The sequence below is a fragment of the Lelliottia jeotgali genome (assembly GCF_016771845.1).
Classification (GTDB): Bacteria; Pseudomonadota; Gammaproteobacteria; order Enterobacterales; family Enterobacteriaceae; genus Enterobacter; species Enterobacter jeotgali.
The window spans coordinates 820457-843500 of record NZ_JAENMQ010000001.1 but is presented as its reverse complement, the minus strand read 5'-3'; the positions used below and the strand labels follow the sequence as shown (position 1 = coordinate 843500).

The following is a 23044-nucleotide window of genomic DNA, read 5'->3' as shown; positions in this document are numbered from 1 at the left end:
TAAAAGTTTGGAGTTTCTATTATGAGCACTAACGAACGAATCCTTAGTCCTTTCACATTACCGAATGGTACCGAACTCAAAAACCGCTTGTTAATGGCACCGATGACCACCTGTACCGGTTATTACGACGGCACGGTGACCAGCGAGCTGGTGGAATACTACCGTGCGCGCTCCGGCAGCATCGGTACCATCATCGTTGAATGCTGCTTTGTTGACGATCTGGGCCTGGCTTTCCCTGGCGCTATCGGTATCGATAACGATGAGAAAATCGCCGGGCTGGCAAAAATTGCCGACGCGATTAAATCTAAAGGCTCTAAAGCGCTGCTGCAGATCTACCACGGCGGTCGCATGGTCGACCCGAAACTGATTGGTGGCCGTACCCCGGTCGGCCCAAGCGCCGTGGCCGCACCGCGCGATGGCGCAGCTACTCCGGTGGCATTAACCACTGAAGAAGTGGAAGGCATGATCGGCAAGTTCGGTGAAGCGGTTCGTCGTGCAATTCAGGCGGGCTTTGACGGCGTCGAAATTCACGGCGCGAACACCTATCTGATTCAGCAGTTCTACTCCCCGAACTCCAACCAGCGTGAAGACGAGTGGGGCGGCAGCCGCGACAACCGCGCAAAATTCCCGCTGGCAGTGCTTGAAATCACTCACAAAATGGTTCGTCAGTATGCGGATGACGCGTTCATTATCGGCTACCGCTTCTCTCCAGAAGAGATGGAAGTCCCCGGTATTCGTTTTGACGACACCCTGTACCTGCTGGAAAAACTGGCCGCACGCGGTCTGGATTACCTGCACTTCTCCGTTGGCGCAACGCTGCGCCCGTCCATCGTCGACACCCAGGACCCAACGCCACTTATCGAGAAATACCGCGCCATGCGTTCCGAAACGCTCGCGCAAATTCCGGTGATGGGGGTGGGTGGCGTAGTGAACGCCGCCGATGTGAACGAGGCGCTAGACCACGGTTACGATCTGATTGCCGTGGGGCGCGCGACTATCGCCTATCCCGACTGGACCGACCGTATTCGCGACGGCGAAACGTTGGAGCTGTTTATGGACAGCACCCAACGCGAAGCGCTGAACATCCCAGAACCGCTGTGGCGTTTCTCGCTGGTGGAAGCGATGATCCGCGACATGAGCATGGGCGAATCGAAATTTAAAGCTGGCCTGTTCACCGAAACCGTGCAGGACGATGTCAACGAATTAGTGATTAACGTGAGTCTCGAAACGGACCGTATCGCTGACATCGAACTGGCATCTGGCCCGACTCAGGATGTGGAATTTGTCAGCAGCTTTGAAGAGATCCGCAGCCGTATTCTTGATGCCAACACCCCGCACGTGGATGCCATCACCGGCGCGACCAGTCAGAGCGAAGCCGTGAAAAAAGCGGTTTCCAAAGCGATGCTGAAATCCAGCAAAGTACTGGCGGCAGAAGAGGGCGTCGATCCGAACGAAGCGAAACAGTTTGATGTCGTGGTTGTCGGTTCCGGTGGTGCTGGTCTGGCGGCCGCTATTCAGGCGCATGATGAAGGGGCCAGCGTGCTGATCGTCGAGAAAATGCCCACCATCGGCGGGAACACCATTAAAGCATCTGCCGGGATGAACGCCGCAGAAACACGCTTCCAGCGCGTACAAGGCATCCAGGACAGCAAAGAGCTGTTCTACCAGGAATCCCTGAAAGGCGGTCACAACAAGAACAATCCAGAACTGCTGCGATGCTTTGTTGAAAACGCGCCAGAAGCGATTGAATGGCTGGCAACTCGCGGGATCATGCTGAACGGCATCACGACCACCGGTGGGATGAGCATCGAACGTACTCACCGTCCAAAAGACGGCTCTGCGGTAGGCGGATATCTGATCAGCGGTCTGGTGCGTAATGTCAACAAACGCAATATCGACGTGATGCTTGATACCTCCGTCAGCGACATTATTTTTGAAGATGGCGAAGTGAAAGGGGTGCGTCTGACCACCGAAGAGAACGAAACGGTCACCGTTTCAACTCGCAGCGTGATCATGGCGACTGGCGGTTTCAGCGCCAACAGCAGCATGGTCGTTAAATATCGCCCGGATCTGGACGGTTTTGTCACCACCAACCACAAAGGGGCCACCGGTGGTGGTATCGCGCTGCTGGAACGTATTGGCGCAGGTACTGTGGATATGGGCGAAATTCAGATCCACCCGACCGTGGAGCAAAACACGTCGTATCTGATTTCCGAATCCATTCGTGGCGGTGGCGCTATCCTGGTTAGCCAGAAGGGCAGCCGTTTCTTCAACGAAATGGAAACCCGCGACAAAGTCTCGGCGCAGATCATCGCCCTGCCGGAAAAATACGCCTACATCGTGTTTGATGAGCATGTTCGCGCGAAAAACAAAGCGGCGGATGAGTACATTGCCAAAGGTCTGGTCACCAGCGCCAGCTCGCCAGAAGCGCTGGCAAAAACGCTGGGCATGGATGAAAACACCTTCCTCGACACGCTGGAGCGCTACAACGGTTTTGTCGCAAAACAGCATGACGATGATTTTGGCCGCACCACTGCACTGCGCGCGCCAGTCAACGAAGGCCCGTTCCACGCAATCCGCATCGCCCCAGGCGTGCATCACACGATGGGCGGTGTGACCATTAACACTCAAACCTGCGTGTTGAATAGCGACAAACAGGTGGTTCCGGGCGCATTTGCGGCGGGTGAAGTGGTCGGCGGCATCCACGGCGGGAACCGTATCGGCGGTAACGCCGTGGCAGATATCATTATTTTTGGTACTCTGGCCGGACATCAGGCGGCGATGCGCGCGAAACAGTAATATCAATGCCCGGCGGTTGCCGGGCACGGTTTTGTAGGCCGGATAAGCGCAGCGCCATCCGGCAATTTAACCGAGGGGCATTTCCATGTCTGATAACCGCGTCTACAGCTATACCGCCACCCTGATGGGCTCCCCCATTCTCCTGAAGCTTTTCTCCAGTAACGAAGCGCTCGCCTCACGCGTGTTTCGCCTCATCAAACAGTACGAAGATCTGCTTACCGTCAACCGCGCACCCTCGCAGGTGATGGACATTAACCACGCTGCCGGAAAACACGCTGTCAGCGTCAGCCGTCCGGTTTATGAATTGATCCGCGTGGCGAAAGCCGCAAGCATGCTTGAGAACAGCGCCTTCAACCTCGCGATTGGCCCGCTGGTAAAACGCTGGAAGATTGGCTTCAAGGGCGACAGCGTGCCGCCCGCAGAAGAGATTACGGCACTGCTGGCGATCACCAATCCAGCCGACGTATTGCTCGACGACAATGCCAGCAGCGTGTTTCTGACCCAACCGGGTATGGAGATCGATCTCGGTGCCATCGCCAAAGGCTACATCGCCGACCGGGTGCGAGACTACCTGCGCAAAGAGGGCGAAACGCTCGGGTTGATTAACCTTGGGGGCAATATTCAGACCCTCGGTGCGCCGGAGGGCGGCTGGTCACTCGGCATCAAAACGCCCTTCGGCGGCGCGGATGAATTAGTGGGATCGCTGGTGGTGGAAAATAAATCGGTGGTGACATCGGGCACTTACGAACGCTTCTTTGAACATGACGGTAAGCGCTATCACCACATTCTTAACCCGCGTACCGGCTATCCGCTGGATAACGAACTCGACAGCGTGACGATTATCTCTACCAACTCCATCGACGGCGATATCTGGACCACGCTGATTTACGGGATGGGCGTGGAGAAGGGCTGTGCCGCGCTGCGCACGCGGCCTGATATCGAGGCGGTCTTCGTCACCAAAAGCAAAGAGGTCGTGCTCTCGTCAATGCAGCATTTCCGCTTCCAGCTGCTGGATAACCGCTATCGCCTTACTGGCAATATTGCCTGAGCAGCCCGACCTGTTCCGGCTGTAATCGGTAGCGATACACCGGGCGCCCGGTGGCCCCGTAGTGGATGCTGGTGAAGAGAATCGTAATCTGTGCCAGCCAAATCAGGTATTTACGACACGAAACGCGGGAGATACTGACCGCGTTAGCCAGGTCGTCGGTGGAAAATTCCGCATCGGGGTGCCCGTCAATCCACTGACAAATCGTGCGCAGGGTCTGCGGGGTCAAGCCTTTCGGCAGACGCTTGCTGTCCGCCAGCTCCGGCGCGCCGCCGTGCAGAATACGGTCGACATCCGCCTGCTCGTAATACTGATGCGAGCCCATCAGCTGCTTCTTCTCCTTCCAGCCGTTCAGCGCTTCTTCAAAACGCGGGAACTGGAAAGGCTTAATCAAATAATCCACCACCCCGTAATGCATCGAGGTCTGGATCGTCGTGGCATCAGAGGCCGAAGAAATCATGATAACGTCGATCGGGCGACCAGAGGCGCGAATCACCGGCAGCAGATCCAAGCCGTTATCCTGCTGCATATAGACATCGAGCAGCACCAGATCGACAGGCTGCGCGGGATTATTAATGACCGCTTCGGCCTGGTTCAGCGTGGAGGCTACGCCGCAGCAGCTAAAACCCTCAACCCGGTTAACATACAGACGGTTAAGGTCGGCCACCATGGCATCATCATCGACAATTAAGACATTTATCACGCGATTTTCCTCTCGCTATCCCAGGGGATCTGAACAAAAAATTGAGTAAATACGCCTGGCTCAGATTCGACGGTAATATCACCGCCGAGTTTTTCGAGCTGTTGGCGAGCAAGGAAGAGTCCCACACCCCGGTTTTCACCTTTAGTAGAAAAACCCTTCGTAAAAATATTTTCCAGCCGCGCGGGGTCAATTCCTGGGCCGTCGTCACTGATTTCACAGCTTAGCCAGCCATTCTGATAATGCATCAGCAGGCCGACTTCGCCTTCGGCCTGGCTGCTCATGGCATCCAGCGCATTTTCGATAAGATTGCCCAGCACGGTAATTAGTACTGTGACCTGCTCGGTATTGGGCGTGTCTGGCACCTGGCACTCGTCCGCCAGCTTCAGGGTAAATCCCGCTTCCTTGGCGCGGTTGATTTTCCCCAGCAGGAATCCGGCGATGACCGGTGATTTAATTTTATTCTGAATCGCGCCGATATCAGTCTGATAATTCTGCGCGGTCTGAAGAACATATTCTTCCAGCTTATCGTAACGTTTCATATGCAACAGGCCGAGGATCACATGCAGCTTGTTCATAAATTCGTGGGAATGGGTGCGCAGGGCATCGACGTAACTCACCATGCCATCCATCCGCTGCATTAACTCCCGGACTTCAGTTTTGTCGCGAAAGGTACTGATTGCGCCAATCACCGCGCTTTGACTCCTGACCGGGAAGGTATTGCACAGCAGCAAACGCCCGTTGCAGTCGATCTCCTGATCCTGTAGCGCTTTTCCGGTCTGCGAAACCCGACGCAGAGAGGCGAGCATCGGCATGTGGCGCGGCTCGTCGGCGCTGTGTGCGGGCAGCAGCAGGATCTGGCGGGCGGCGTGGTTAATCATCGTCACGCGGCCCTGGCTGTCGACCGCGATCACACCCTCTTTCAGTGATTGCAGCATCGCCTGACGTTGCTCGAACAGGGCGGAGATTTCGTAAGGCTCAAGCCCGAACAAAATCCGTTTGAGCAGATGCACCAGTCCCCAGGTGCCGAGCGTTCCCATCAGCGCGCTGAACAGCACTGTCCAGATGACGTTCCAGCGGCTGCGGCTGATCTGCTCATCCACTTTGTTGAGCGAAATACCAATGGCGACTACGCCGATCTGCTGATGGCGGTCATTATAAACCGGGGTGAACACGCGCAGGGCCTCGGCCAGTACGCCGTGGTTGACCGAGACATTTTCCTTTCCTTCAAGCGCTGGTTTGATGTCCTCGCCGATAAAATGTTTACCCAACAGGGTATTGTCCGGGTGGGAATAACGCACGCCCTGCATATTGGTAACGACAGCGAAGAGCAGATCGTTGCGGCGGGCGATCGCGTCAGCGACAGACTGAATTGGGCTGTTTTCCGGCGAGAATTGCAGACCGCGTTTCACGTCGGGGCTGTCGGCCAGCGTGCGGGCAATCGCGAGCGCGGTGTCCTTTACGCCATCGCGGGTCGCGCGGGTAACCTGCACAAAGTAGAGCGCAAAAATGACCAGTAAAACCGAACCAATCACGCTGCACACCATCAGCGTGACCAGCGTGTTGAGCTTCATTGGGCGCTTGCGCGTCGTGGCTAAAGGCTGCAAATCGCTCATCGAAACCCCGTGGATAATTAGAAAGGGGTAATTATCGCTGATGACGGCGCTTTCTTAAAGCGATGTAAAAGCTGACGAATGCTGCGCTTTTCGTGACCCCCCTCGCAGGTCATCCATATAAAACACTTTATAGTGTGGGGGAATTCATAACAAGGAGGCAGTTTATGAGCGTTAAGCTGAACGGTTTGGTCACGGAGAGACGTCACGCGGATACGGCGGATATCGACAGGTTGTCGACCCTGGACATGCTGAATGTCATTCATCAGGATGATAAGTACATTACCGACTCCATTACTCCTTTTTTACCCGTCATCGCCCGCGTAGTGGATAATGCTGCGGCCACAATGAGCCACGGCGGACGGCTGTTTATTGTCGGCGCCGGACCATCTGGCCGAGCGGCGCTACATGCGGCGATGGAGTATGCGCCGGGCAAACATCCGGTTATTGGCCTTGATGCCGGAGACGGCGCAGGAAATTACGATCGCGGTGTGGCCGATCTCCAGGCGATGAATTTTGGCGAGCACGACATGATGCTTGCGCTCTCCGTCAGCGGTAAAACGCCGTGGGTCTGGGGCGCGATGCGCCACGCCTGGTCCCTGAGCTCACCGGTTGCCATCATTACCTGCGACGAGCAAAGCGAAGCCGCGCATCTGGCGAGCATGGTGATAGCGCCACAAACCGGGGCAGACGTGGTGGCAGGCTGGAATAACGCTAAAGCAGGCATGGCGCAAAAACTGATCCTGAATATGATCGCCACAGGATTAGCCGTCCGTACCGGCCGGGTTTACAGCAATATGCGCGTGGATTTGGAAGCCAAAAGTATCAAGTGGTCTGAAAGGCAGATTGCGATTGTGATGGAAGCCGGAGGATGTACGCGTACCGTCGCCAAAACGGCGCTGGAAAGCTGCAATCACCATTGTAAAACTGCCGTGCTGATGGTCATGACCGGGCTGGACGCCTGGCAGGCGCGTGATTTACTTGACCAAAACAACGGATTTATTCGCGTCGCGTTGCAGGAAGCGCCGTAATCCTTGAAATTATGAACAAAAAGGCCGCTGCTGCGGCCTTTAGTGTTTGAGATATTCTGAAGTTTAATTGCGTCCGATCAACTTAAGGTAAATCCAATCGCCTTTACCGTCGCATGACAACGCAAAGAGTGTCAAAATGTGACTTTATTCACACTTTTGAGCACGCAATGTGAGAGCGGTAACGTCTTTACCGCTGCAGTAAAGGTTAAACATGGAACAGAACAACACTCGTGGCCTGGGAGGCAAACTCGCTCTGTGGGCGTTTTACGCATTTTGCGGATACTTTGTCTGGGCGATGCTCCGCTATCTGTGGGTGGTCAGTAAAATCCCCTCGACGCCGGATTTGGTAATGGAAGGTGATTTGGGATCAACCAGCGGGAAGTGGCTCGGCGCTATTCTTGGTTTTCTGGTGCTGGGCTCGGTGGGGCTGATTCTGGGGGCCATCGCCTGGTACACGCGCCCGCGCGGCAGCAACGAGTGAAAGGCCTGCACAAAGTTGTTAAGGTGAGCGTTTTATGAAGGAGAAATCATGGAACGTACCGACTGGCAGCAACGCTTCGAAGCCTGGTTAACCGCGCATCATCCCACGGATGATGCCGCACATGACATTTCACATTTCCGCCGTGTATGGATGACCGCCCAGCGCATGATGGCGGGTCAGTCCGTCGATGCGCTAGTGGTGCTGGCCGCCTGTTATTTCCATGACATCGTCAGTCTGCCCAAAAATCATCCTGAACGCAGCCAGTCTTCGCAGCTGGCGGCGCGCAAAACCCGACAGATCCTCTCTGATTATTTCCCCGATTTCCCCGAGAGCCTTATTCCCGCAGTGGAACATGCGGTTGAAGCGCACAGTTTCAGTGCCGAGATTGCACCGCAAACTCTTGAAGCCAAAATAGTTCAGGACGCCGACAGGCTCGAAGCGTTGGGCGCAATTGGTCTGGCGCGCGTCTTCGCCGTATCAGGTTCGTTGGGCGTGGCGTTGTTCGATGCCGACGATCCGTTTGCCGATGCGCGCACGTTAAACGACAAACAGTTTGCCCTGGACCATTTCCAGACCAAGCTGTTGCGCCTGCCGGACACCATGCAAACCGAACCTGGGCGTGAGCTTGCCCGTCATAACGCTCACTTTTTAGTGCAGTTTATGGCGAAACTGAGCGCGGAGTTGCAGGGGGATTGCCTCGGTATGGATGCGCAGGTCCTGAGCCGATTCCAGCGCACGCTGTAAAGCTGAACTATGGTAATCTGTCCTCAGTCTCTTTCGTCCGGTTAAAGGTATGCAGGAAAAACGATCAGTGTTACAACCCGCTTTCGCGCAGGCAGAGAAATCAACGGCCACGGTGCAGGCTTTACTCAGCAAACTGCTGACCATCTATGATGCAAAAACGCTGGTGAACGAACTGAATGCCCAAGGGGAAAGCCACTGGAGCCCGGCGATCCTCAAGCGACTGGTCACCAGCGATCGGGCAGGGCACCGCCTTAGCGAAGGGGAATTTACCTTCCTGCAAAACCTGCTTCCACGCCCGCCTGCTGCCCATCCGAACTACGCTTTTCGCTTTGTTGACCTGTTTGCCGGTATCGGTGGCATTCGTTACGGCTTTGAGGCGATCGGCGGACAGTGCGTGTTTACCAGTGAATGGAACAAACACGCGGTACGCACTTACAAAGCCAACTGGTATTGCGATCCCAACACGCACCATTTCAATGAAGATATCCGCGACGTCACCCTGAGCCATAAACCAGGCGTCAGCGACGAAGAGGCTGCGGATAATATCCGGCAAAATATTCCGCCACATGACGTGTTACTGGCGGGCTTTCCTTGCCAGCCGTTTTCCCTTGCGGGCGTGTCGAAAAAGAACGCGTTGGGCCGCGCCCACGGTTTTGCCTGCGATACGCAGGGCACGCTGTTTTTTGACGTAGTACGGATTATCGACGCCCGCCGTCCGCCCATTTTTGTGCTGGAAAACGTCAAAAACCTCAAAAGCCACGACGGCGGAAAAACCTTCCGCATCATCATGCAAACGCTTGATGAACTAGGCTACGACGTAGCAGATGCGCAGGACATGGGCGCAGACGATCCTAAAATCATTGATGGCAAACACTTCCTGCCGCAGCACCGTGAGCGCATTGTGCTGGTGGGATTTCGACGCGATCTGAATCTGAAAGGCAACTTCACGCTGCGTGATATTCCGTCACTCTATCCGGCACATCGGCCTTCCGTTGCCGAGCTGCTGGAGCCGGTGGTTGACGCTAAATTTATCCTCACGCCAGTGCTGTGGAAATATCTCTATCGCTATGCCAAAAAGCATCAGGCGAAAGGCAATGGCTTTGGTTTTGGGATGGTTGATCCGACCAATCCTCGCAGCGTGACCCGTACGCTGTCGGCCCGCTATTACAAAGACGGGGCCGAGATCCTGATCGACAGAGGTTGGGATAAAGCGCTGGGTGAAGTGGATTTCGACGATCCCAATAATCAACGTCATCGCCCGCGTCGCTTAACGCCGCGCGAGTGCGGGCGTCTGATGGGTTTTGAATCCCCGCAGGGTTATCATTTCCGTATTCCGGTCTCAGACACCCAAGCTTATCGCCAGTTTGGTAATTCCGTTGTCGTGCCTGCGTTTGCGGCGGTGGCGAAACTGCTCGAATCGCGCATCAAATTAGCCGTAAAGCAACGCCTGAGTGAGGCCGTCAATGACGGATGTGCACAATAAGGCGACCCGCAGCAAAAACATGCGTGCCATCGGCACGCGTGATACCGCTATTGAAAGACGGCTGGCAGGACTCTTGACCCACAGCGGTTTTGAGTTTCGCGTCCAGGATGCGGCGCTGGCAGGCCGCCCTGATTTTATCCTCGATGATTATCACTGCATTATCTTCACCCACGGCTGCTTCTGGCATCATCACGACTGTTATCTGTTTAACGTCCCTGCGACGCGCACCGATTTTTGGCTGGAGAAAATTGGCAAGAATGTGGCGCGTGACCAGCGAGATATCGCCACGCTGATGGCGCAGGGCTGGCGTGTTCTTATCGTCTGGGAATGTGCGCTGCGGGGCAGATTAAAACTTGATGATGCTTCGCTGACGGAGCGGCTGGAAGAGTGGATCTGCGGCGGCGGTCAAACCGCGCAGATCGATACGATGGGGATAAGCCCGATTACAACTTCTCCACCTCACACGGCGTAACCACCGGTTTAGCCGGGAACAGATACTTCCCGAGCGTCACCAGCACTACTGCCATGATGATCACTCCCAGCGCTAACCACTCAACGGACGATAAGACCTCGCCCGCAAACGTGGTGCCGAGTAATACAGCGACCACCGGGTTAACGTAAGCGTAGCTGGTGGCAACGGCAGGGCTGACGTTGCGGATCAGGAACATATAAGAGTTAATGGCGATAATCGAGCCAAAAATGGCCAGATAACCGACCGCCAGGAAGCCGGAAAGCGCTGGCATCGCGGTCAGCTTTTCACCGGATACGGTTGAGGCTATCAACAGCACAATGCCCGCTGCCAGCATCTCAATGGCGCCTGCCATCATCCCGGAAGGGAGTTCCACCCGTGAACCCAATACCGAACCAAAGGCCCAGCTCATGGAGCCAATCAGAATTAACACCGCGCCCCACGGATTGCCGCTCAGATTCCCGCCGCTGTTGAGCAGAATAATCCCAGCCAGCCCAATGCCGATGCCCATCCACTCCAGTTTGCGCGTGCGGATGCCGAACAGACGGCTAAAGCACAGCGTAAATAGCGGCACTGTGGCAACCACCACCGCCGCAATTCCGGACGGCACGTTCTGATGCTCTGCCACCGTCACGCCGCCGTTACCCACGGCAAGCAATAACAGGCCGATAAGCGCCGCGTTCATCATTGGGCGCAGCGAGGGGAGTTTATGCCCACGCATCAGCAGAAATGCCAGAAGCAGCACGCCAGCAGAGAGAAAACGCACGCCCGCCATCATCAGCGGTGGCCAACTCTCCACGCCGATACGAATCACAAAATAGGTCGAACCCCAGATGATGTAGAGCGAAAACAGCGCTCCAATAAGGGGTAATAATTGCCGGAAACGCATAATCCCTCACAGCGATTTAAAAAGGTCGCTCATAGTAAACGTGAAAACTATCGGGCTGGCGAGTCCTTTAATTGTATCGATGGTGTGAATTATTTGTTGACTTGAGCTGCCTGTTTCAGGGTTTCGCTTTTTGCTCCATACTATTCACTTAATTATCAAAATAAGAAGGATCAGATTTTGGCAGGAAGTAGCTTATTAACATTGCTCGATGATATTGCCACCTTGCTGGATGACATTTCGGTGATGGGAAAACTGGCGGCGAAAAAGACGGCCGGTGTGCTGGGGGATGACTTATCGCTGAATGCGCAGCAGGTCTCGGGCGTGCGCGCCAACCGTGAGCTACCGGTGGTATGGAGCGTAGCGAAAGGATCGTTTATCAACAAAGTGATTCTGGTGCCGCTGGCCCTGTTGATCAGCGCGTTTATTCCATGGGCGATCACGCCGCTGCTGATGATTGGCGGTGCGTTTCTGTGCTACGAAGGCGTCGAAAAAGTGCTGCACTCGTTTGGTTCGCATAAGGACGAAGAGACCCCGCAAGCACGCCAGAAGCGTCTGGAAGCGCTTGCCGCGCAGGATCCGATGGCTTTTGAGCGCGATAAAGTGAAAGGGGCGATCCGCACCGACTTTATTCTTTCGGCAGAGATTGTGGCGATTACGCTGGGCATTGTCTCCGAATCCCCGCTGCTCAACCAGGTGCTGGTGCTTTCAGGTATCGCGATTCTGGTCACCGTGGGCGTGTATGGCCTGGTGGGCGTGATCGTCAAACTCGACGACATGGGCTACTGGCTGGAGAAAAAATCCAACGCGCTGGCGAAAGCGGTCGGTAAAGGCCTGCTGGTGCTGGCTCCGTGGCTGATGAAATCACTCACCATTATCGGCACGCTGGCGATGTTCCTGGTCGGCGGTGGGATTGTGGTTCACGGCATTGCGCCGTTGCACCATGCGATTGAGCATTTTTCTGCAGAGCACGGGGCCGTGGTAGCGGCGGTATTACCGGTGATAGCGAATCTGGTGATCGGCTTTATCATTGGTGCCATCGTCATTGCGGCCGTAAAGGGCATCGAAAAAGTGCGCGGAGTTTCGCACTAATTGCTCCACAGATGATTATGCAAAAACACCGTTCCTCGTCTAGATTGAAACAGTTTCACCCTGATACTGGAGGCGGTTATGGTCTTTGTGGTCAGTGATGAAGTTAAGTCAAAAAACGGTGGTCCACCGATGATTGTCACCGGATATTCCAGTGGCATGGTGGAATGTCGGTGGTACGACGGGTACGGCATCAAGCGGGAAGCGTTTCGTGAAGACGAACTTCTGCCCGGTGATGGACGACAACGGCGAGACACGGCTTAATCACGCAACGCCCGGCATGTCCGGGCGTTTTTGTTGACTATCATTGTACGTAATGCTTGTCTTAGGATATCGGAACCGCCGGGCTTTGCTTTTGTGCGGATGTTGCAAGTTTTCAGCAGGGAGTGTCTGTGCAGCGCGATGTTTTTAAAGCCAAAACACATTTTCTGGAACGGCTGCGTCACCACCCAGGGAAAATCGTCAATCTCTGCTTTGTGGTAGTCCTTGTTTTTTCAACGATCCTGACCTGGCGAGAAGTGGTGGTGCTGGAAGATGCCTACATCTCAAGCCAGCAAAACCATCTGAAAAATGTAGCCAGCTCGCTCGACAGACAGCTCCAGTTCAGTATTGATAAACTGCTCTTTTTTCGCCATAGCATGGGAGATGCGCTGCAAACGCCGCTCGGCTTTCGCGTATTGCAGGATGCTGTTGGCAGCTTTAATCGCTTACGCGCCGAGCCTTTCTGGCAACTGGATGTCGATCAGCAGCGCACGCTGCCCATCAGCGGCGTCTCTGATGCTACCGTAGAGCGCACCACGCTCCTGGCGCGAGACAATCAGCGCATCGGCAATGAACTCTCTGCGGCGCTGGAAGTCGGGTATTTACTGCGCCTCGCCACCTCGACCACCGGGAAGGAAAAACGCGTCTATTATGTCTCGCGGGCAGGCTTTTTTCTCTCGACCGAACCCACCGCGCAAAATCATACCGTGATATCCCGTTACTATGATTTGGTCACGAACCCGTGGTTTACCCAACAAACCGAACGACAAAACCGCTCACGTGGCGTGCGCTGGTTTATGGCGCCCTCGTCCGGCGCTCAGGAAGAGAGAGTCATCACCGCCAGCCTGCCGGTCTATCTGGATCACTACTGGTACGGCGTGCTGGCGATGGATTTTACCCTCCCGACGATGAAGCAACTGCTCACGGATGCCGTGGATAAACGCACGGACGGGGAATATCAGCTCTATGACAGCCGCCTGAATTTGATTACCACCTCCGAGCCACCGGAGGGGCTGATTAATCAGTTCGACGAGCGCGAGCGGGCACAGATTGCTCACGCCATTGAAGGCGATACTCAGGGCGGCATTCGTTTGAACTCGCGCTATATCAGCTGGGAGCGGCTGGATCATTTTGACGGCGTGGTGCTGCGCGTCCACACGTTACAGGAAGGCGTTAACGGCGATTTCGGCAGTATTAGCATTGCGCTGGCCCTACTGTGGGCGCTCTTCACCGCGATGCTGCTGATCTCGTGGCTGGTAATCCGCCGGATGGTCAGCAACATGTACAGCCTGCAAAACTCGCTGCAATGGCAGGCGTGGCACGACCCGCTGACCCGGCTGAACAATCGCGGAGCATTGTTCGACAGAGCAAAAACGCTGGCCGAAGAGTGCCGTCAACAGAAGATACCGTTCTCAGTGATTCAGCTCGATCTGGACCATTTCAAAAGTATTAACGATCAATTCGGTCATCAGGCCGGTGACAAAGTGCTGTGTCACACCGCCGGACTGATTGCCAGAGCCTTGCGTAGCACCGACGTCGCGGGTCGCGTGGGTGGCGAGGAGTTTTGCGTTGTACTGCCGGGCGCGACGACGCAGCAGGCTGCTGAAGTGGCCGAGCGCATTCGCGCCTATATCAGCAGTAAAGAGATTCTGGTGAAAAAGAGTACCACCACGCGGATCAGTGCTTCATTGGGCGTGAGCAGCACAGAGGAGAACGATAATTTCGACTTTGAGCAGTTGCAGTCCATTGCCGATGGGCGTCTCTATGTGGCGAAACAGCAGGGGAGAAATCAGGTGGTGTGGCGCGACGCGGATAAGAAATGATCCAGCCCTTCACGCCAGCCTTCCGGCCCTGGTTGGGTGGTGTGATAGACCCGCTCAGGAATATCATCCTGCAGCTGGATCCCGTGGCGGTTAATGCCTTTCACCACCACGGCGTAATCGACATTATCGAGCAGAGGGGCGTCGTTGGGTCCGTCGCCCAGCCCGATAGTCGTCGGCACAAATCCCTCGCGCTTGCGATACTCGTCAATCAGCCAGTTTACCGCCTGATCCTTTCCACCGCGTGCGTCCAGAATGTGCCAGAAGCGTGCGCCCTGGACGAATTTAAAGCCTAATTGCACCAGTTCAGCTTCAAACTGTGCCATACGCTCATCGCTGTCACGCCAGATAAGCGTGACGGAAGCCTCATGCAGACGCGCTAACGCCGAACGTTCCCGACTCAGCCCGGTCCACTCGCCGATCACCCGTTCATCGACATCATCGAAAGTGGTGAACTTATACCCCGCGCGTTCGCGAATCGGATCGATCAGGCTGCAAATTTCGCTGTGCGGCGTACCGTTAATCAGGCGCGGTGCATTCGGGTGATCGTCCCAGCGCACATCCAGCTGCACCACCGCCCCGTTTTCGGCAATAAAAGGCAAACCTTCCAGCCCCAAATCCTGCTGGATTTCGAGAGTTTCCGCTGCCGTTTTACTGCTGCACAAAATCACCGGGATTTGATGGTCCTGCAATTTATTCAGCCACGGCGTAGCGGGGCGCCAGTCGTAGGTGTGGATATCCAGCAGCGTACCGTCCAAATCGGTAAAAATTAGCAGCGTCTCCTTGAGTAAGGACATAGCGTCTCCTGAGTGATTCACCTGAGATTAATCCTAAAACGAATTTCGCATCAGCTTACCCATTTCTGGAACCGATCCCGCTGACCCGCGCACAGTAAGGGGCGCGATTCATAATCAAAACTGACGGTTATCGCAAAATACATTTGCGATAGGAATATATCCTTGTCATGCAATTTTATTGGGGATAAGGTAAATCCCACATCAGATTTCCTGGTGTAACGAATTTACAAGTGCTTCTTGCATAAGCAAGTTTGATCCCGGTCATCCCCATGACCGGGATTTTTTTCGCCTCAACGATTCACTTCGCTGATGCTGAAGTCATGAATGTCGAGCTCAAACGCCTCGGCCAGTTCGCGGTAGGTGTGATAATCCCGCCCATCGATACTGACGCGCGTGGGGTCATCCTCGGCGCGACGAACTTCACCTTCGCTGATTTCATTTATCGCGGCCAGCAGGGCATCGACATCGACGCTGACTTCGCGTTTCGCGGTGTCGCTGTACTCTTTCGCGGTCTTCATTCCTCATACCTCATTTCGCCGTCTCCAGCGTTAAGTATAGACTGCCCACAAAAGCGCCACTCACGCTCGCGCCCGCTGTCAGTTGCTGCGTTTTGTTCTACACTGGCTCAAAACCACAGGAGGATTTTATGAAGGTCAACGATCGGGTCACCGTCAAGACGGACGGCGGACCGCGCCGCCCAGGCGTAGTACTGGCAGTGGAACAGTTCAACGAAGGCATCATGTACCTGGTGTCGCTGGAAGATTACCCGCTCGGAATCTGGTTCTTTAACGAGATTGGCCATTCAGATGGCATCTTTGTGGAACTGTCCGACTCTGAATGAATCGCTGCGCGTCGGGTAAGCGTCGACTTGCCCGGCCGTAGAAAACGAAAAATCTCTGGCAAGGCCAGAGATTGATGTTGTGTGAAGAGATAAATAATTAGCGCATATTGACAAAAATACCGTTGGTCACATTATCCGTCAGACGAACAACATGATAGATAACCTGTTTATTATGCGTTTTTATTTTCCTTTTAATATTACCCTTGTGTGACGATACCGTTTTAGCTTTGATATTCATCTGATCGGATATTTGAATTGTCCCTTGTCCCGCCATCCACATTCTGAGCATACTCGATTCAGTGCGGCTTAATGATAGCGTGGGTAAGTTAAATTCCGCTACACTCTTTGTCTCTTTATTCAAATAATCACCCAAAATGTCATCCAGCGACTCGGGCTTAATTGATTTAGAACTGATCAATAAATTTTTACGTACCAGCAAATATTCATCAAAATGGATATTCGCAATAGCCATAAAAACAATAAACAAGGTTTTAGGATGTTGATTAATGATCTGCTTAATGTGCTGACTGTTGGCTGGATCGTGAATGAAACAGTCCTCATTAATAAACACCACGCCAGGCTTGTAAGTGTCACAAGCGGCTTCAAGTTCACCAACATCATGCACATCGTTGATGTCTCGCTTTTTAACCCCTCTGCTTGCCAGATACCCGGTTAGCCCTAGCCGGGTGTAACTGCATAAATCCATAATGATCGTTGACATGGCATACCCTCACTCAATGCGTAACGATAATTCACCACCTGCCTGAGAGCTCATAACAGCCATACGGGATGGAATAAAAAGTATATACCCTTCATACTTCAAGCTGCAGGTGCGTTGGCTGCGCCTGCTCACCCCAGTCACTTACTTGAGTAAGCTCCTGGGGATTCTCAGGCTTGCCGCCTTCCTGCAACTCGAATTATTTCGGGTATTACCTGTGAGCAATACAAAGACTTTCAGGCGGACTCACTATCCCGTAAAGTTACGTATAATTTGCCAGGAATCATCTTAAAGTAAAGTAAATGTTGAGTATTGTGAGGGGCATAAAAACAAATAAACCGCACCAGATATATCCTGGTAGATGTTTTTCATGTTTTATTTTAAGAATATCCTTAGAGAGACAATATAAACATCAGGGATTATTATTTTGGGGTAGTTCGTGAACAATATCGGCCAACAAATTATATAGTTCACCAAATAAATGTTCGCAGAAAGGAGCGATAAGTGGCATTAACAGCGCCATCAATATCATGCCAACGGTCAGCGTAACCGGGAAACCGATGACAAATACGGAAAGCTGTGGTGCCATGCGGTTCAACAAGCCCAGCGCGAGGTTGACGGTCAGGAGCAGGGTAATGACCGGCAGCGCCAGCATCAGCCCGTTGAGGAAAATCAGCCCTGCGGCACGCGTCAGCGCCAGAAACGCGTTGCTGTTGACCGGATTTCCGCCGACCGGCAGCGTGTGGAAGGTGTCAACCAGCATTGAGATGAGCCACAGGTGGCCGTTGAACGATAAGAACAGCAGCATCGCCAGCATATCAATGAGGCGTGCCAGCACCGGCATGTTGAGATGGCTGGCCGGATCGACAAAGGTGGCGAACGACAAACCCATCTGCAGGCCAATCAGCTCACCGGCGGTACGAATCGCTGCAAACGCCAGCTGCATGGTAAAGCCAATCGCCACGCCGATCAGCACCTGCTGCAGCGCAAGCCAGATTGCCTGCGGGGAGAAAATCGGCACGTCAACCGGCGGCAGTGAAGGCGCAATGACAAAGGTAATCAGCAACCCCAGCCCGACTTTAGCGCGCTTGGGAATCGATTTTTCGCTGAGGATTGGCGCCGTCATGATCAGCGCCATCACGCGTAGCAGCGGCCAGAAATAGAGCCCAAGCCACTGGATAAACTGATCGCTGGTGAAGTGTAGCATTCAGATTTTCAGCCGATGATGTACGGCAGATTGGTAAACAGATTGCGCATGTAATCCAGCAACAGGTTTAACATCCACGGCCCGGCGACGATAATGGTCACGAAAACGGCAATGATTTTTGGAATGAACGACAGCGTCATTTCGTTAATCTGCGTCGCTGCCTGCAAAATACTGATCACCAGACCGGTGACCAGAGCCACTAACAGCAGAGGCGCGGCAACGGAAATGGCGACTTTCATCGCTTCCGTGCCCATCATCATGACCGATTCAGGAGTCATCGAGGGCGCCTCAACTGTAGAAGCTCTGCGCCAGTGAACCGACCAGCAACTGCCAGCCGTCGACCAGTACAAAAAGCATTATCTTAAAAGGCAGGGCAATGGTGGCGGGGGGCACCATCATCATACCGAGCGCCATCAGGACGCTGGCAATCACCAGGTCGATAATCAGGAACGGGATAAAAATAGTGAAGCCAATCTGGAATGCAGTTTTCAACTCACTGGTCACGTAAGCGGGCAACAGAATGCGCATCGGCACCGCTTCCGGCCCTTGCATTGGCCCGGCATTTGCCAGTCGGGCAAACAGCGCGAGGTCAGCTTCGCGAGTCTGACGCAGCATGAATTCACGCAGCGGCTGAGCGCCTTTTTCCAGCGCTTCCTGCATCGAAATCTTGTCTTCACTGAACGGCTGATAGGCGTCGGCGTAAATCTTGTCGATAACCGGCGACATAATAAAGAAGGTCAGAAACAGGGACAATCCGAGCAGCACCTGGTTTGGCGGCGCAGAGGGCGTACCAAGCGCATTTCGCAGCAAACCAAAGACGATGATGATGCGGGTGAAGCTGGTCATCATCAGCAAAATGGCCGGGATAAAAGTCAGCGCGGTAATGAAAACCAGCGTCTGCACCGGCAGGGACCAGCTCTGTCCTCCACCCGCGATAGGCGTAGAGATAAGACCAGGCAATTGCGCATACACGGAAGGAGCAAACAGGCCAAGGCCTGCAAGCGTAAGGGACAACACACGGCGCATCACGATCTCCCGGTACGCTTAAGCAAACTCTTCATAACGGACTGAAAATCCGCTGGATTCTCTGCGTTCTCTGACACTGTTTCCGGCGCAGGAGGCAGTTTATGCAACACATTGATCTGTGATGCGGTTACGCCCAACACCAGGCGGGCGTCTTCAACATCAACGATAACGACGCGTTCGCGTGGGCCGAGCGACGTACTGGCGCTGACTTTCAGGCCGCGCGCGTGGGCGGTTTTACCCGCCAGGCCAAAGCGTTTAGCCAGCCACGCCGCGATCAGAATAAAGGCAATAATACCGAACAGCGCACCGCTGACTTGCAGCAGCGGCGAGCCGGGAACCGCAGAGGGTTGTGATACCGTTGCCTGAGTTTTCATGCTTAACGGCTCAGACGACGCATACGTTCGGATGGGGTGATGATGTCAGTAATACGCACGCCGTATTTATCGGCCACGACGACAACTTCGCCCTGAGCAATCAGATAGCCGTTGATCAGAATATCCAGCGGCTCACCGGCCAGACCGTCAAGTGCCACGACGGAACCTTGCGTCAGACGCAGCAGTTCTTTAATGGTCATGCGGGTACGGCCCAGTTCGACGGTCAGCTTGACCGGGATATCCATAATCAGGTCGATGTCCTGCAGCGTGCCGCTGACGTCGCCGCCGCCCAGCTGTTGAAACACCGCGTCCGCCGCGCTTTTGCTCGGGGTTGCCTGTTGCTCGTTTAACGCATCAGCCCACAGATCGTCCAGTGCTCCGCTGTTTTCATCGGACGGATTGTTCATGTCACTCATTTGGGCTGTTCCTCATTCAGCGAATTCAATATCGGATTGATCAAGTGCTCAACGCGCAACGCGTACTGACCGTTCACAGTGCCATACTGGCTGGTCAATACCGGTACGCCATCCACATGGGCAATAATGCGGTCGGGTTTTTCTATCGGCAGAACATCGCCGGGTTGTAATTTCAGGATCTGGGACAAGCGCAGCGGGATATCCGCAAAGCTCGCCACCAATTCAAGCTGTGAGTGCTGAACCTGACGTACCAGATTCTCGCGCCAGTTTTGATCTTCATTGCGCGAGTTTTCCAGAGGCGGGTTCACCAGCACTTCGCGCAGAGGCTCGATCATGCTGAACGGCAAGCAGATATTAAATTCACCGGTCAGATTGCCGATTTCCACGTGGAACGGCGTATTTACCACGATGTCGTTTGGCGAGGTGGTGATGTTGGTGAACTTCACCTGCATCTCCGAGCGCACATACTCCACTTCCAGCGGGTTAATCGCTTTCCACGCGTCGCTGTAGGATTCCAGCGCCAGCTTCAACATACGGTTGATCACGCGCTGTTCGGTATGGGTGAACTCGCGTCCTTCGACTTTCGTCGGAAAACGTCCATCACCGCCAAACAGGTTATCCACGGCAATAAACACCAGGCTCGGAGAAAACACGAACAGCCCGGTGCCGCGCAGCGGTTTCAGGTGGATCAGGTTAAGGTTGGTTGGCACCGGCAGGTTGCGTGCAAACTCATGATAAGGCTGAATGCGGATCGCCCCGACGGTGATGTCCGGGCTACGACGCAGCAGGTTGAACAGTCCCATACGGAACTGACGCGCAAATCGTTCGTTGATGATCTCCAGCGCCTGCAGGCGCTCGCGCACCACGCGACGCTGGGTATTCGGGTCATAGGGGCGAATATCAGGTTCGCCGCCCAGTCCCGGTTGAGGATCATCGTTCTTGTCGCTGTCGCCATTAAGCAGCGCATCGATTTCCGCTTGAGAAAGAATACTATCGCCCATGTCTCTACCGCAGGATGAAAGCTGTGTACAGAACGTCAGTGACTTCCTGCTTAGATTGACCGGTTACCAGTGGCGGTGCCAGCGTCTGCTTGATGGCTTCAACCAGCTTTTGCTTACCGTCATCGGTTGCCAGCCCGGAGGCGTCCTGGCGAGAGAAAAGCAGTAACAGACGGCTACGTACTTCTGGCAGATATTCGCTCAGACGGGTACGCGTCGCTTCGTCTTTCAGACGCAGGGTAATGCCGATATACAGCACGCGATCCGCATCACCGAGGTTAACGGTGAACGTATCCAGTGCGAAAAAGACCGGGGCCGGAGGCGGCGGGGGTTCTGCTTTGGCAGCGGCTGACGGCGCTTGTTGTGCACGCCAGTAACTATAGCCAGCGGTCGCGCACGCGGCGAGCGTAATTAACACCAGCAGCGGGACCCAGATGGAGCGCTTGCCTTTTTTGGTGATAGCGGAGTCAGTCATCTGATACGAGCTTCCTGTTTGGTACAGCTAATAGAGTGATTATCCCGTGTCCTGCTTTGGTCAAAGCGTGGAAAAGACGGAGATAATCACGCTACCTCTGGCGTTTAGGCAAAGATGTCTACGGCGCCGTTTCCACGCGCTGCGGACTGCAATGCAGCAGGGGTTGCCAGCAGTTCATCCGTTTCATCATTAAATCCACCGGTCTGGCCGGAACGGGAAGCCTGCTGTTGCTGCTGGGATGAAGACTGTTGCTGCCCGGCGAAGCTTTCACTGCTGATGCTGCTTTGCGACAGCTGAATGCCGTTTTCCGCCAGCTGCGTGCGCAGCATAGGCAGGGCGGCTTCCAGTGCAGCACGTACGTGGCCATGAGCCGAAACCATCTGTAGCTGAGCCTGGTTTTCATCAAGTTTAAGCGAAATTTGCACTTGTCCCAGGTCTTCCGGATGCAGGCGCAGTTCAGCGCTTTGCTGGCCCTGTTTGGTGAACAGCGTAACGTGCTGGCTGATCGCCTGCTGCCATTCGTGCGTGCCCAGCGGCTGGCTGATAACCGGCGCAGTGGCTACGGTCGCAGCGGGCGGGGCGCTCACGTGACTGGTCATGATGGGCGCGAGCGTAGCCGTTGGTGACGAAGACGACGCAGAGCTTACCGCTTCCTGCTTCGCAGCTGCTGCGGCGGCGACGGGCGTTAACTGTGCACCGGCGGACAAGGCACCGTTGTCAGTATCCGTGTGGCTCTCCTGCGCTTTGCCGCGCAGAGGCACATCCGCGCTCAACAACGAACCGCGTCCCGCAGCCGTTTGTGCGGTCGTCGGCTGCGTCGTCACCGGACTGGCATCAACTGCCTGTGATGCTGCGGCAGTGGCCGTTTGTTGATGCGGCAACATAGCCATCAGCGCACTCAGCCCGGCCAGCTCTTCTTCGCTCAGATCCGCTTTGGCATCGTCTTTCTGTGCCGTTGCTGTGAGTGATTTCAGCGCATCGCCGTGAGTAGCAGGCAGTAATCCTGATACCAGGCTTTGCAAAGTTGCGGTCTGAGCCGTGTCATCGGCGGCAGTGAGCACATCCTGGCGCGCCAGCAAAGCGGCGAGTTTGGTCGGAACGGCGCTGTCACCGTCCTTCAGGAGTGCAGCTTTTGACAGCTTGCTGCCAGCGGCCTTGAGATCGGCCAACGTCAGCGGCGCCTCTTTACCCTGGCCTGCGGTGTCGGTTAAAGCGCCCGCCAGCAAAGACAGAAAATCTTGTGCGCCGTCAGCGCCTTTTCCAGCCTGCGTACCGCCGGACAGGTCAGTGTCGGTCATCAGCAGTTGTTGCAGTGTGATCATTCCGGTTTCCTCATTGATGCGCGCTGGGCAAACTCATCCATTTTCTTCTGATCAAGGCGGTTCTCGGCGAGCAGTGTCGCGCTAGCCTGGCGGTTCTGTAACGTCGTCCAGGCCTGCAAACGTTGCTTTTTCTCACGCCAGAAATTCAGCGCCTTATCAACTTTCTGGTCCCACTGGGACAACTGCTGGCGATGCTGTTCTATCGCCTTTTCCAGCGTCTGGATAAACTGCTGATAGTTAATCCAGCGCTGACTGCCAATGCCCTGTGTCATATCGGTATTGAGGTTGGTGCGATATTCATGCTGATAGTCGATTAACATCGTCAACTGTTCTTCAGCCTGCTGATAACCTCGTCGCATTGCGCCAAGCTGCAATGCGGCATCATCAACTTCTTTTTCAGCCAGATCTTTTAGCGTAGCTAACGCGCCATTTTGCGCCATGATCTTCGC

At 54.6% G+C, this 23044-nt stretch carries 26 protein-coding genes; 11 read left to right on the top strand and 15 right to left on the bottom strand.

What is annotated here, in order from left to right:
• The first annotated feature begins 21 nt into the window (after nucleotides 1-21).
• Entirely contained in the window at nucleotides 22-2799 is a 2778-nt protein-coding gene (locus JBO43_RS04065; protein ID WP_202673758.1) for an NADH-dependent fumarate reductase, read from the top strand.
• A gap of 85 nt (nucleotides 2800-2884) precedes the next feature.
• A complete protein-coding gene (locus tag JBO43_RS04060) occupies nucleotides 2885-3847 on the top strand; it encodes an FAD:protein FMN transferase (RefSeq protein ID WP_202673757.1) in 963 nt (320 codons plus the stop codon).
• On the opposite strand, the gene dcuR is transcribed toward JBO43_RS04060, so the two are convergent.
• Nucleotides 3828-4547: a two-component system response regulator DcuR gene (dcuR, locus tag JBO43_RS04055; RefSeq protein ID WP_095282490.1), complete on the bottom strand. Its 720-nt coding sequence runs from the start codon at nucleotides 4545-4547 to the stop codon at nucleotides 3828-3830. The two genes, JBO43_RS04060 and dcuR, sit on opposite strands and share 20 nt — an antisense overlap.
• Entirely contained in the window at nucleotides 4544-6160 is a 1617-nt protein-coding gene (locus JBO43_RS04050; RefSeq protein ID WP_202673756.1) for a sensor histidine kinase, read from the bottom strand. The genes dcuR and JBO43_RS04050 overlap by 4 nt, the downstream gene beginning before the upstream one ends.
• A 164-nt stretch (nucleotides 6161-6324) precedes the next feature.
• Here JBO43_RS04050 and JBO43_RS04045 point away from each other — a divergent pair, with 164 nt between their 5' ends.
• From JBO43_RS04045 to JBO43_RS04025, 5 genes are all read left to right on the top strand, one after another.
• Entirely contained in the window at nucleotides 6325-7188 is an 864-nt protein-coding gene (locus JBO43_RS04045) for an N-acetylmuramic acid 6-phosphate etherase (protein ID WP_095282488.1), read from the top strand.
• A 211-nt stretch (nucleotides 7189-7399) separates the two neighbouring features.
• Entirely contained in the window at nucleotides 7400-7669 is a 270-nt protein-coding gene (drpB, locus tag JBO43_RS04040) for a cell division protein DrpB (protein WP_095282487.1), read from the top strand.
• Nucleotides 7670-7717: 48 nt separating this feature from the next.
• Nucleotides 7718-8413, top strand: a complete 696-nt coding sequence (locus tag JBO43_RS04035) for a phosphohydrolase (protein ID WP_202673755.1) — start codon at nucleotides 7718-7720, stop codon at nucleotides 8411-8413.
• Nucleotides 8414-8462: 49 nt separating this feature from the next.
• Nucleotides 8463-9896: a DNA cytosine methyltransferase gene (locus tag JBO43_RS04030; RefSeq protein ID WP_237729920.1), complete on the top strand. Its 1434-nt coding sequence runs from the start codon at nucleotides 8463-8465 to the stop codon at nucleotides 9894-9896.
• Nucleotides 9877-10368, top strand: coding sequence for a very short patch repair endonuclease (locus JBO43_RS04025; protein WP_202673754.1), 492 nt, complete (start codon nucleotides 9877-9879; stop codon nucleotides 10366-10368). Before JBO43_RS04030 ends, JBO43_RS04025 begins: the two co-directional genes overlap by 20 nt.
• Here the strand turns inward: JBO43_RS04025 and yedA are convergent.
• Entirely contained in the window at nucleotides 10340-11254 is a 915-nt protein-coding gene (yedA, locus tag JBO43_RS04020) for a drug/metabolite exporter YedA (protein WP_095282484.1), read from the bottom strand. The two genes, JBO43_RS04025 and yedA, sit on opposite strands and share 29 nt — an antisense overlap.
• A gap of 177 nt (nucleotides 11255-11431) precedes the next feature.
• On the opposite strand from yedA, the gene JBO43_RS04015 reads away from it, so the two are divergent.
• The 3 genes from JBO43_RS04015 to dgcQ all read left to right on the top strand — a co-directional run bounded on the left by JBO43_RS04015 (nucleotide 11432) and on the right by dgcQ (nucleotide 14424).
• Nucleotides 11432-12343: a DUF808 domain-containing protein gene (locus tag JBO43_RS04015; protein ID WP_103946127.1), complete on the top strand. Its 912-nt coding sequence runs from the start codon at nucleotides 11432-11434 to the stop codon at nucleotides 12341-12343.
• A 78-nt stretch (nucleotides 12344-12421) separates the two neighbouring features.
• The gene (locus JBO43_RS04010) at nucleotides 12422-12604 is read left to right on the top strand and encodes a YodC family protein (RefSeq protein WP_095282482.1); all 183 of its coding nucleotides are present in this window, start codon (nucleotides 12422-12424) and stop codon (nucleotides 12602-12604) included.
• Nucleotides 12605-12732: 128 nt separating this feature from the next.
• Nucleotides 12733-14424, top strand: a complete 1692-nt coding sequence (gene dgcQ / locus JBO43_RS04005; RefSeq protein ID WP_202673753.1) for a cellulose biosynthesis regulator diguanylate cyclase DgcQ — start codon at nucleotides 12733-12735, stop codon at nucleotides 14422-14424.
• Here dgcQ and JBO43_RS04000 read toward each other — a convergent pair.
• Complete coding sequence (locus JBO43_RS04000; RefSeq protein ID WP_095282480.1) at nucleotides 14391-15218, bottom strand: mannosyl-3-phosphoglycerate phosphatase-related protein; 828 nt, start codon at nucleotides 15216-15218, stop codon at nucleotides 14391-14393. The genes dgcQ and JBO43_RS04000 overlap by 34 nt on opposite strands.
• Nucleotides 15219-15508: 290 nt before the next feature.
• Nucleotides 15509-15736 carry a YodD family peroxide/acid resistance protein gene (yodD, locus tag JBO43_RS03995; RefSeq protein WP_095282479.1) on the bottom strand — a complete coding sequence of 76 codons (228 nt, stop codon included), beginning with the start codon at nucleotides 15734-15736 and terminating at the stop codon, nucleotides 15509-15511.
• A gap of 128 nt (nucleotides 15737-15864) precedes the next feature.
• Between yodD and dsrB the strand changes: the two genes are divergently transcribed.
• Entirely contained in the window at nucleotides 15865-16059 is a 195-nt protein-coding gene (dsrB, locus tag JBO43_RS03990; protein WP_174348393.1) for a protein DsrB, read from the top strand.
• Between the two features lie 97 nt (nucleotides 16060-16156).
• On the opposite strand, the gene rcsA is transcribed toward dsrB, so the two are convergent.
• The 10 genes from rcsA to fliJ all read right to left on the bottom strand — a co-directional run bounded on the left by rcsA (nucleotide 16157) and on the right by fliJ (nucleotide 23035).
• Nucleotides 16157-16780 (bottom strand): transcriptional regulator RcsA, encoded by a 624-nt coding sequence (gene rcsA / locus JBO43_RS03985; protein WP_095282477.1) that lies wholly within the window; start codon nucleotides 16778-16780, stop codon nucleotides 16157-16159.
• A gap of 409 nt (nucleotides 16781-17189) precedes the next feature.
• The gene (fliR, locus tag JBO43_RS03980) at nucleotides 17190-17984 is read right to left on the bottom strand and encodes a flagellar biosynthetic protein FliR (protein WP_202673752.1); all 795 of its coding nucleotides are present in this window, start codon (nucleotides 17982-17984) and stop codon (nucleotides 17190-17192) included.
• Between the two features lie 8 nt (nucleotides 17985-17992).
• Entirely contained in the window at nucleotides 17993-18262 is a 270-nt protein-coding gene (gene fliQ, locus JBO43_RS03975) for a flagellar biosynthesis protein FliQ (protein ID WP_015959542.1), read from the bottom strand.
• 10 nt (nucleotides 18263-18272) lie between these two features.
• A complete protein-coding gene (fliP, locus tag JBO43_RS03970; RefSeq protein WP_095282475.1) occupies nucleotides 18273-19010 on the bottom strand; it encodes a flagellar type III secretion system pore protein FliP in 738 nt (245 codons plus the stop codon).
• Complete coding sequence (fliO, locus tag JBO43_RS03965; RefSeq protein WP_202673751.1) at nucleotides 19010-19384, bottom strand: flagellar biosynthetic protein FliO; 375 nt, start codon at nucleotides 19382-19384, stop codon at nucleotides 19010-19012. The genes fliP and fliO overlap by 1 nt, the downstream gene beginning before the upstream one ends.
• Nucleotides 19385-19386: 2 nt before the next feature.
• Complete coding sequence (fliN, locus tag JBO43_RS03960; protein ID WP_095282473.1) at nucleotides 19387-19800, bottom strand: flagellar motor switch protein FliN; 414 nt, start codon at nucleotides 19798-19800, stop codon at nucleotides 19387-19389.
• A complete protein-coding gene (gene fliM, locus JBO43_RS03955) occupies nucleotides 19797-20801 on the bottom strand; it encodes a flagellar motor switch protein FliM (protein ID WP_095282472.1) in 1005 nt (334 codons plus the stop codon). Before fliM ends, fliN begins: the two co-directional genes overlap by 4 nt.
• A 4-nt stretch (nucleotides 20802-20805) precedes the next feature.
• Entirely contained in the window at nucleotides 20806-21273 is a 468-nt protein-coding gene (fliL, locus tag JBO43_RS03950) for a flagellar basal body-associated protein FliL (protein ID WP_095282471.1), read from the bottom strand.
• Between the two features lie 104 nt (nucleotides 21274-21377).
• Complete coding sequence (fliK, locus tag JBO43_RS03945) at nucleotides 21378-22595, bottom strand: flagellar hook length control protein FliK (protein ID WP_103949750.1); 1218 nt, start codon at nucleotides 22593-22595, stop codon at nucleotides 21378-21380.
• The gene (gene fliJ / locus JBO43_RS03940) at nucleotides 22592-23035 is read right to left on the bottom strand and encodes a flagellar export protein FliJ (protein ID WP_095282469.1); all 444 of its coding nucleotides are present in this window, start codon (nucleotides 23033-23035) and stop codon (nucleotides 22592-22594) included. Before fliJ ends, fliK begins: the two co-directional genes overlap by 4 nt.
• Nucleotides 23036-23044 lie beyond the last annotated feature (9 nt).

Excerpts from the sequence above, each read along its gene's own strand:
- JBO43_RS04065 (WP_202673758.1), top strand. The coding sequence starts at position 22 with ATGAGCACTAACGAACGAATCCTTAGTCCTTTCACATTACCGAATGGT.
- JBO43_RS04060 (WP_202673757.1), top strand. The coding sequence starts at position 2,885 with ATGTCTGATAACCGCGTCTACAGCTATACCGCCACCCTGATGGGCTCC.
- JBO43_RS04050 (WP_202673756.1), bottom strand. The coding sequence starts at position 6,160 with ATGAGCGATTTGCAGCCTTTAGCCACGACGCGCAAGCGCCCAATGAAG.
- JBO43_RS04045 (WP_095282488.1), top strand. The coding sequence starts at position 6,325 with ATGAGCGTTAAGCTGAACGGTTTGGTCACGGAGAGACGTCACGCGGAT.
- drpB (WP_095282487.1), top strand. The coding sequence starts at position 7,400 with ATGGAACAGAACAACACTCGTGGCCTGGGAGGCAAACTCGCTCTGTGG.
- JBO43_RS04035 (WP_202673755.1), top strand. The coding sequence starts at position 7,718 with ATGGAACGTACCGACTGGCAGCAACGCTTCGAAGCCTGGTTAACCGCG.
- JBO43_RS04030 (WP_237729920.1), top strand. The coding sequence starts at position 8,463 with ATGCAGGAAAAACGATCAGTGTTACAACCCGCTTTCGCGCAGGCAGAG.
- JBO43_RS04025 (WP_202673754.1), top strand. The coding sequence starts at position 9,877 with ATGACGGATGTGCACAATAAGGCGACCCGCAGCAAAAACATGCGTGCC.
- yedA (WP_095282484.1), bottom strand. The coding sequence starts at position 11,254 with ATGCGTTTCCGGCAATTATTACCCCTTATTGGAGCGCTGTTTTCGCTC.
- JBO43_RS04010 (WP_095282482.1), top strand. The coding sequence starts at position 12,422 with ATGGTCTTTGTGGTCAGTGATGAAGTTAAGTCAAAAAACGGTGGTCCA.
- JBO43_RS04000 (WP_095282480.1), bottom strand. The coding sequence starts at position 15,218 with ATGTCCTTACTCAAGGAGACGCTGCTAATTTTTACCGATTTGGACGGT.
- yodD (WP_095282479.1), bottom strand. The coding sequence starts at position 15,736 with ATGAAGACCGCGAAAGAGTACAGCGACACCGCGAAACGCGAAGTCAGC.
- dsrB (WP_174348393.1), top strand. The coding sequence starts at position 15,865 with ATGAAGGTCAACGATCGGGTCACCGTCAAGACGGACGGCGGACCGCGC.
- rcsA (WP_095282477.1), bottom strand. The coding sequence starts at position 16,780 with ATGTCAACGATCATTATGGATTTATGCAGTTACACCCGGCTAGGGCTA.
- fliR (WP_202673752.1), bottom strand. The coding sequence starts at position 17,984 with ATGCTACACTTCACCAGCGATCAGTTTATCCAGTGGCTTGGGCTCTAT.
- fliQ (WP_015959542.1), bottom strand. The coding sequence starts at position 18,262 with ATGACTCCTGAATCGGTCATGATGATGGGCACGGAAGCGATGAAAGTC.
- fliP (WP_095282475.1), bottom strand. The coding sequence starts at position 19,010 with ATGCGCCGTGTGTTGTCCCTTACGCTTGCAGGCCTTGGCCTGTTTGCT.
- fliO (WP_202673751.1), bottom strand. The coding sequence starts at position 19,384 with ATGAAAACTCAGGCAACGGTATCACAACCCTCTGCGGTTCCCGGCTCG.
- fliN (WP_095282473.1), bottom strand. The coding sequence starts at position 19,800 with ATGAGTGACATGAACAATCCGTCCGATGAAAACAGCGGAGCACTGGAC.
- fliM (WP_095282472.1), bottom strand. The coding sequence starts at position 20,801 with ATGGGCGATAGTATTCTTTCTCAAGCGGAAATCGATGCGCTGCTTAAT.
- fliL (WP_095282471.1), bottom strand. The coding sequence starts at position 21,273 with ATGACTGACTCCGCTATCACCAAAAAAGGCAAGCGCTCCATCTGGGTC.
- fliK (WP_103949750.1), bottom strand. The coding sequence starts at position 22,595 with ATGATCACACTGCAACAACTGCTGATGACCGACACTGACCTGTCCGGC.
- fliJ (WP_095282469.1), bottom strand. The coding sequence starts at position 23,035 with ATGGCGCAAAATGGCGCGTTAGCTACGCTAAAAGATCTGGCTGAAAAA.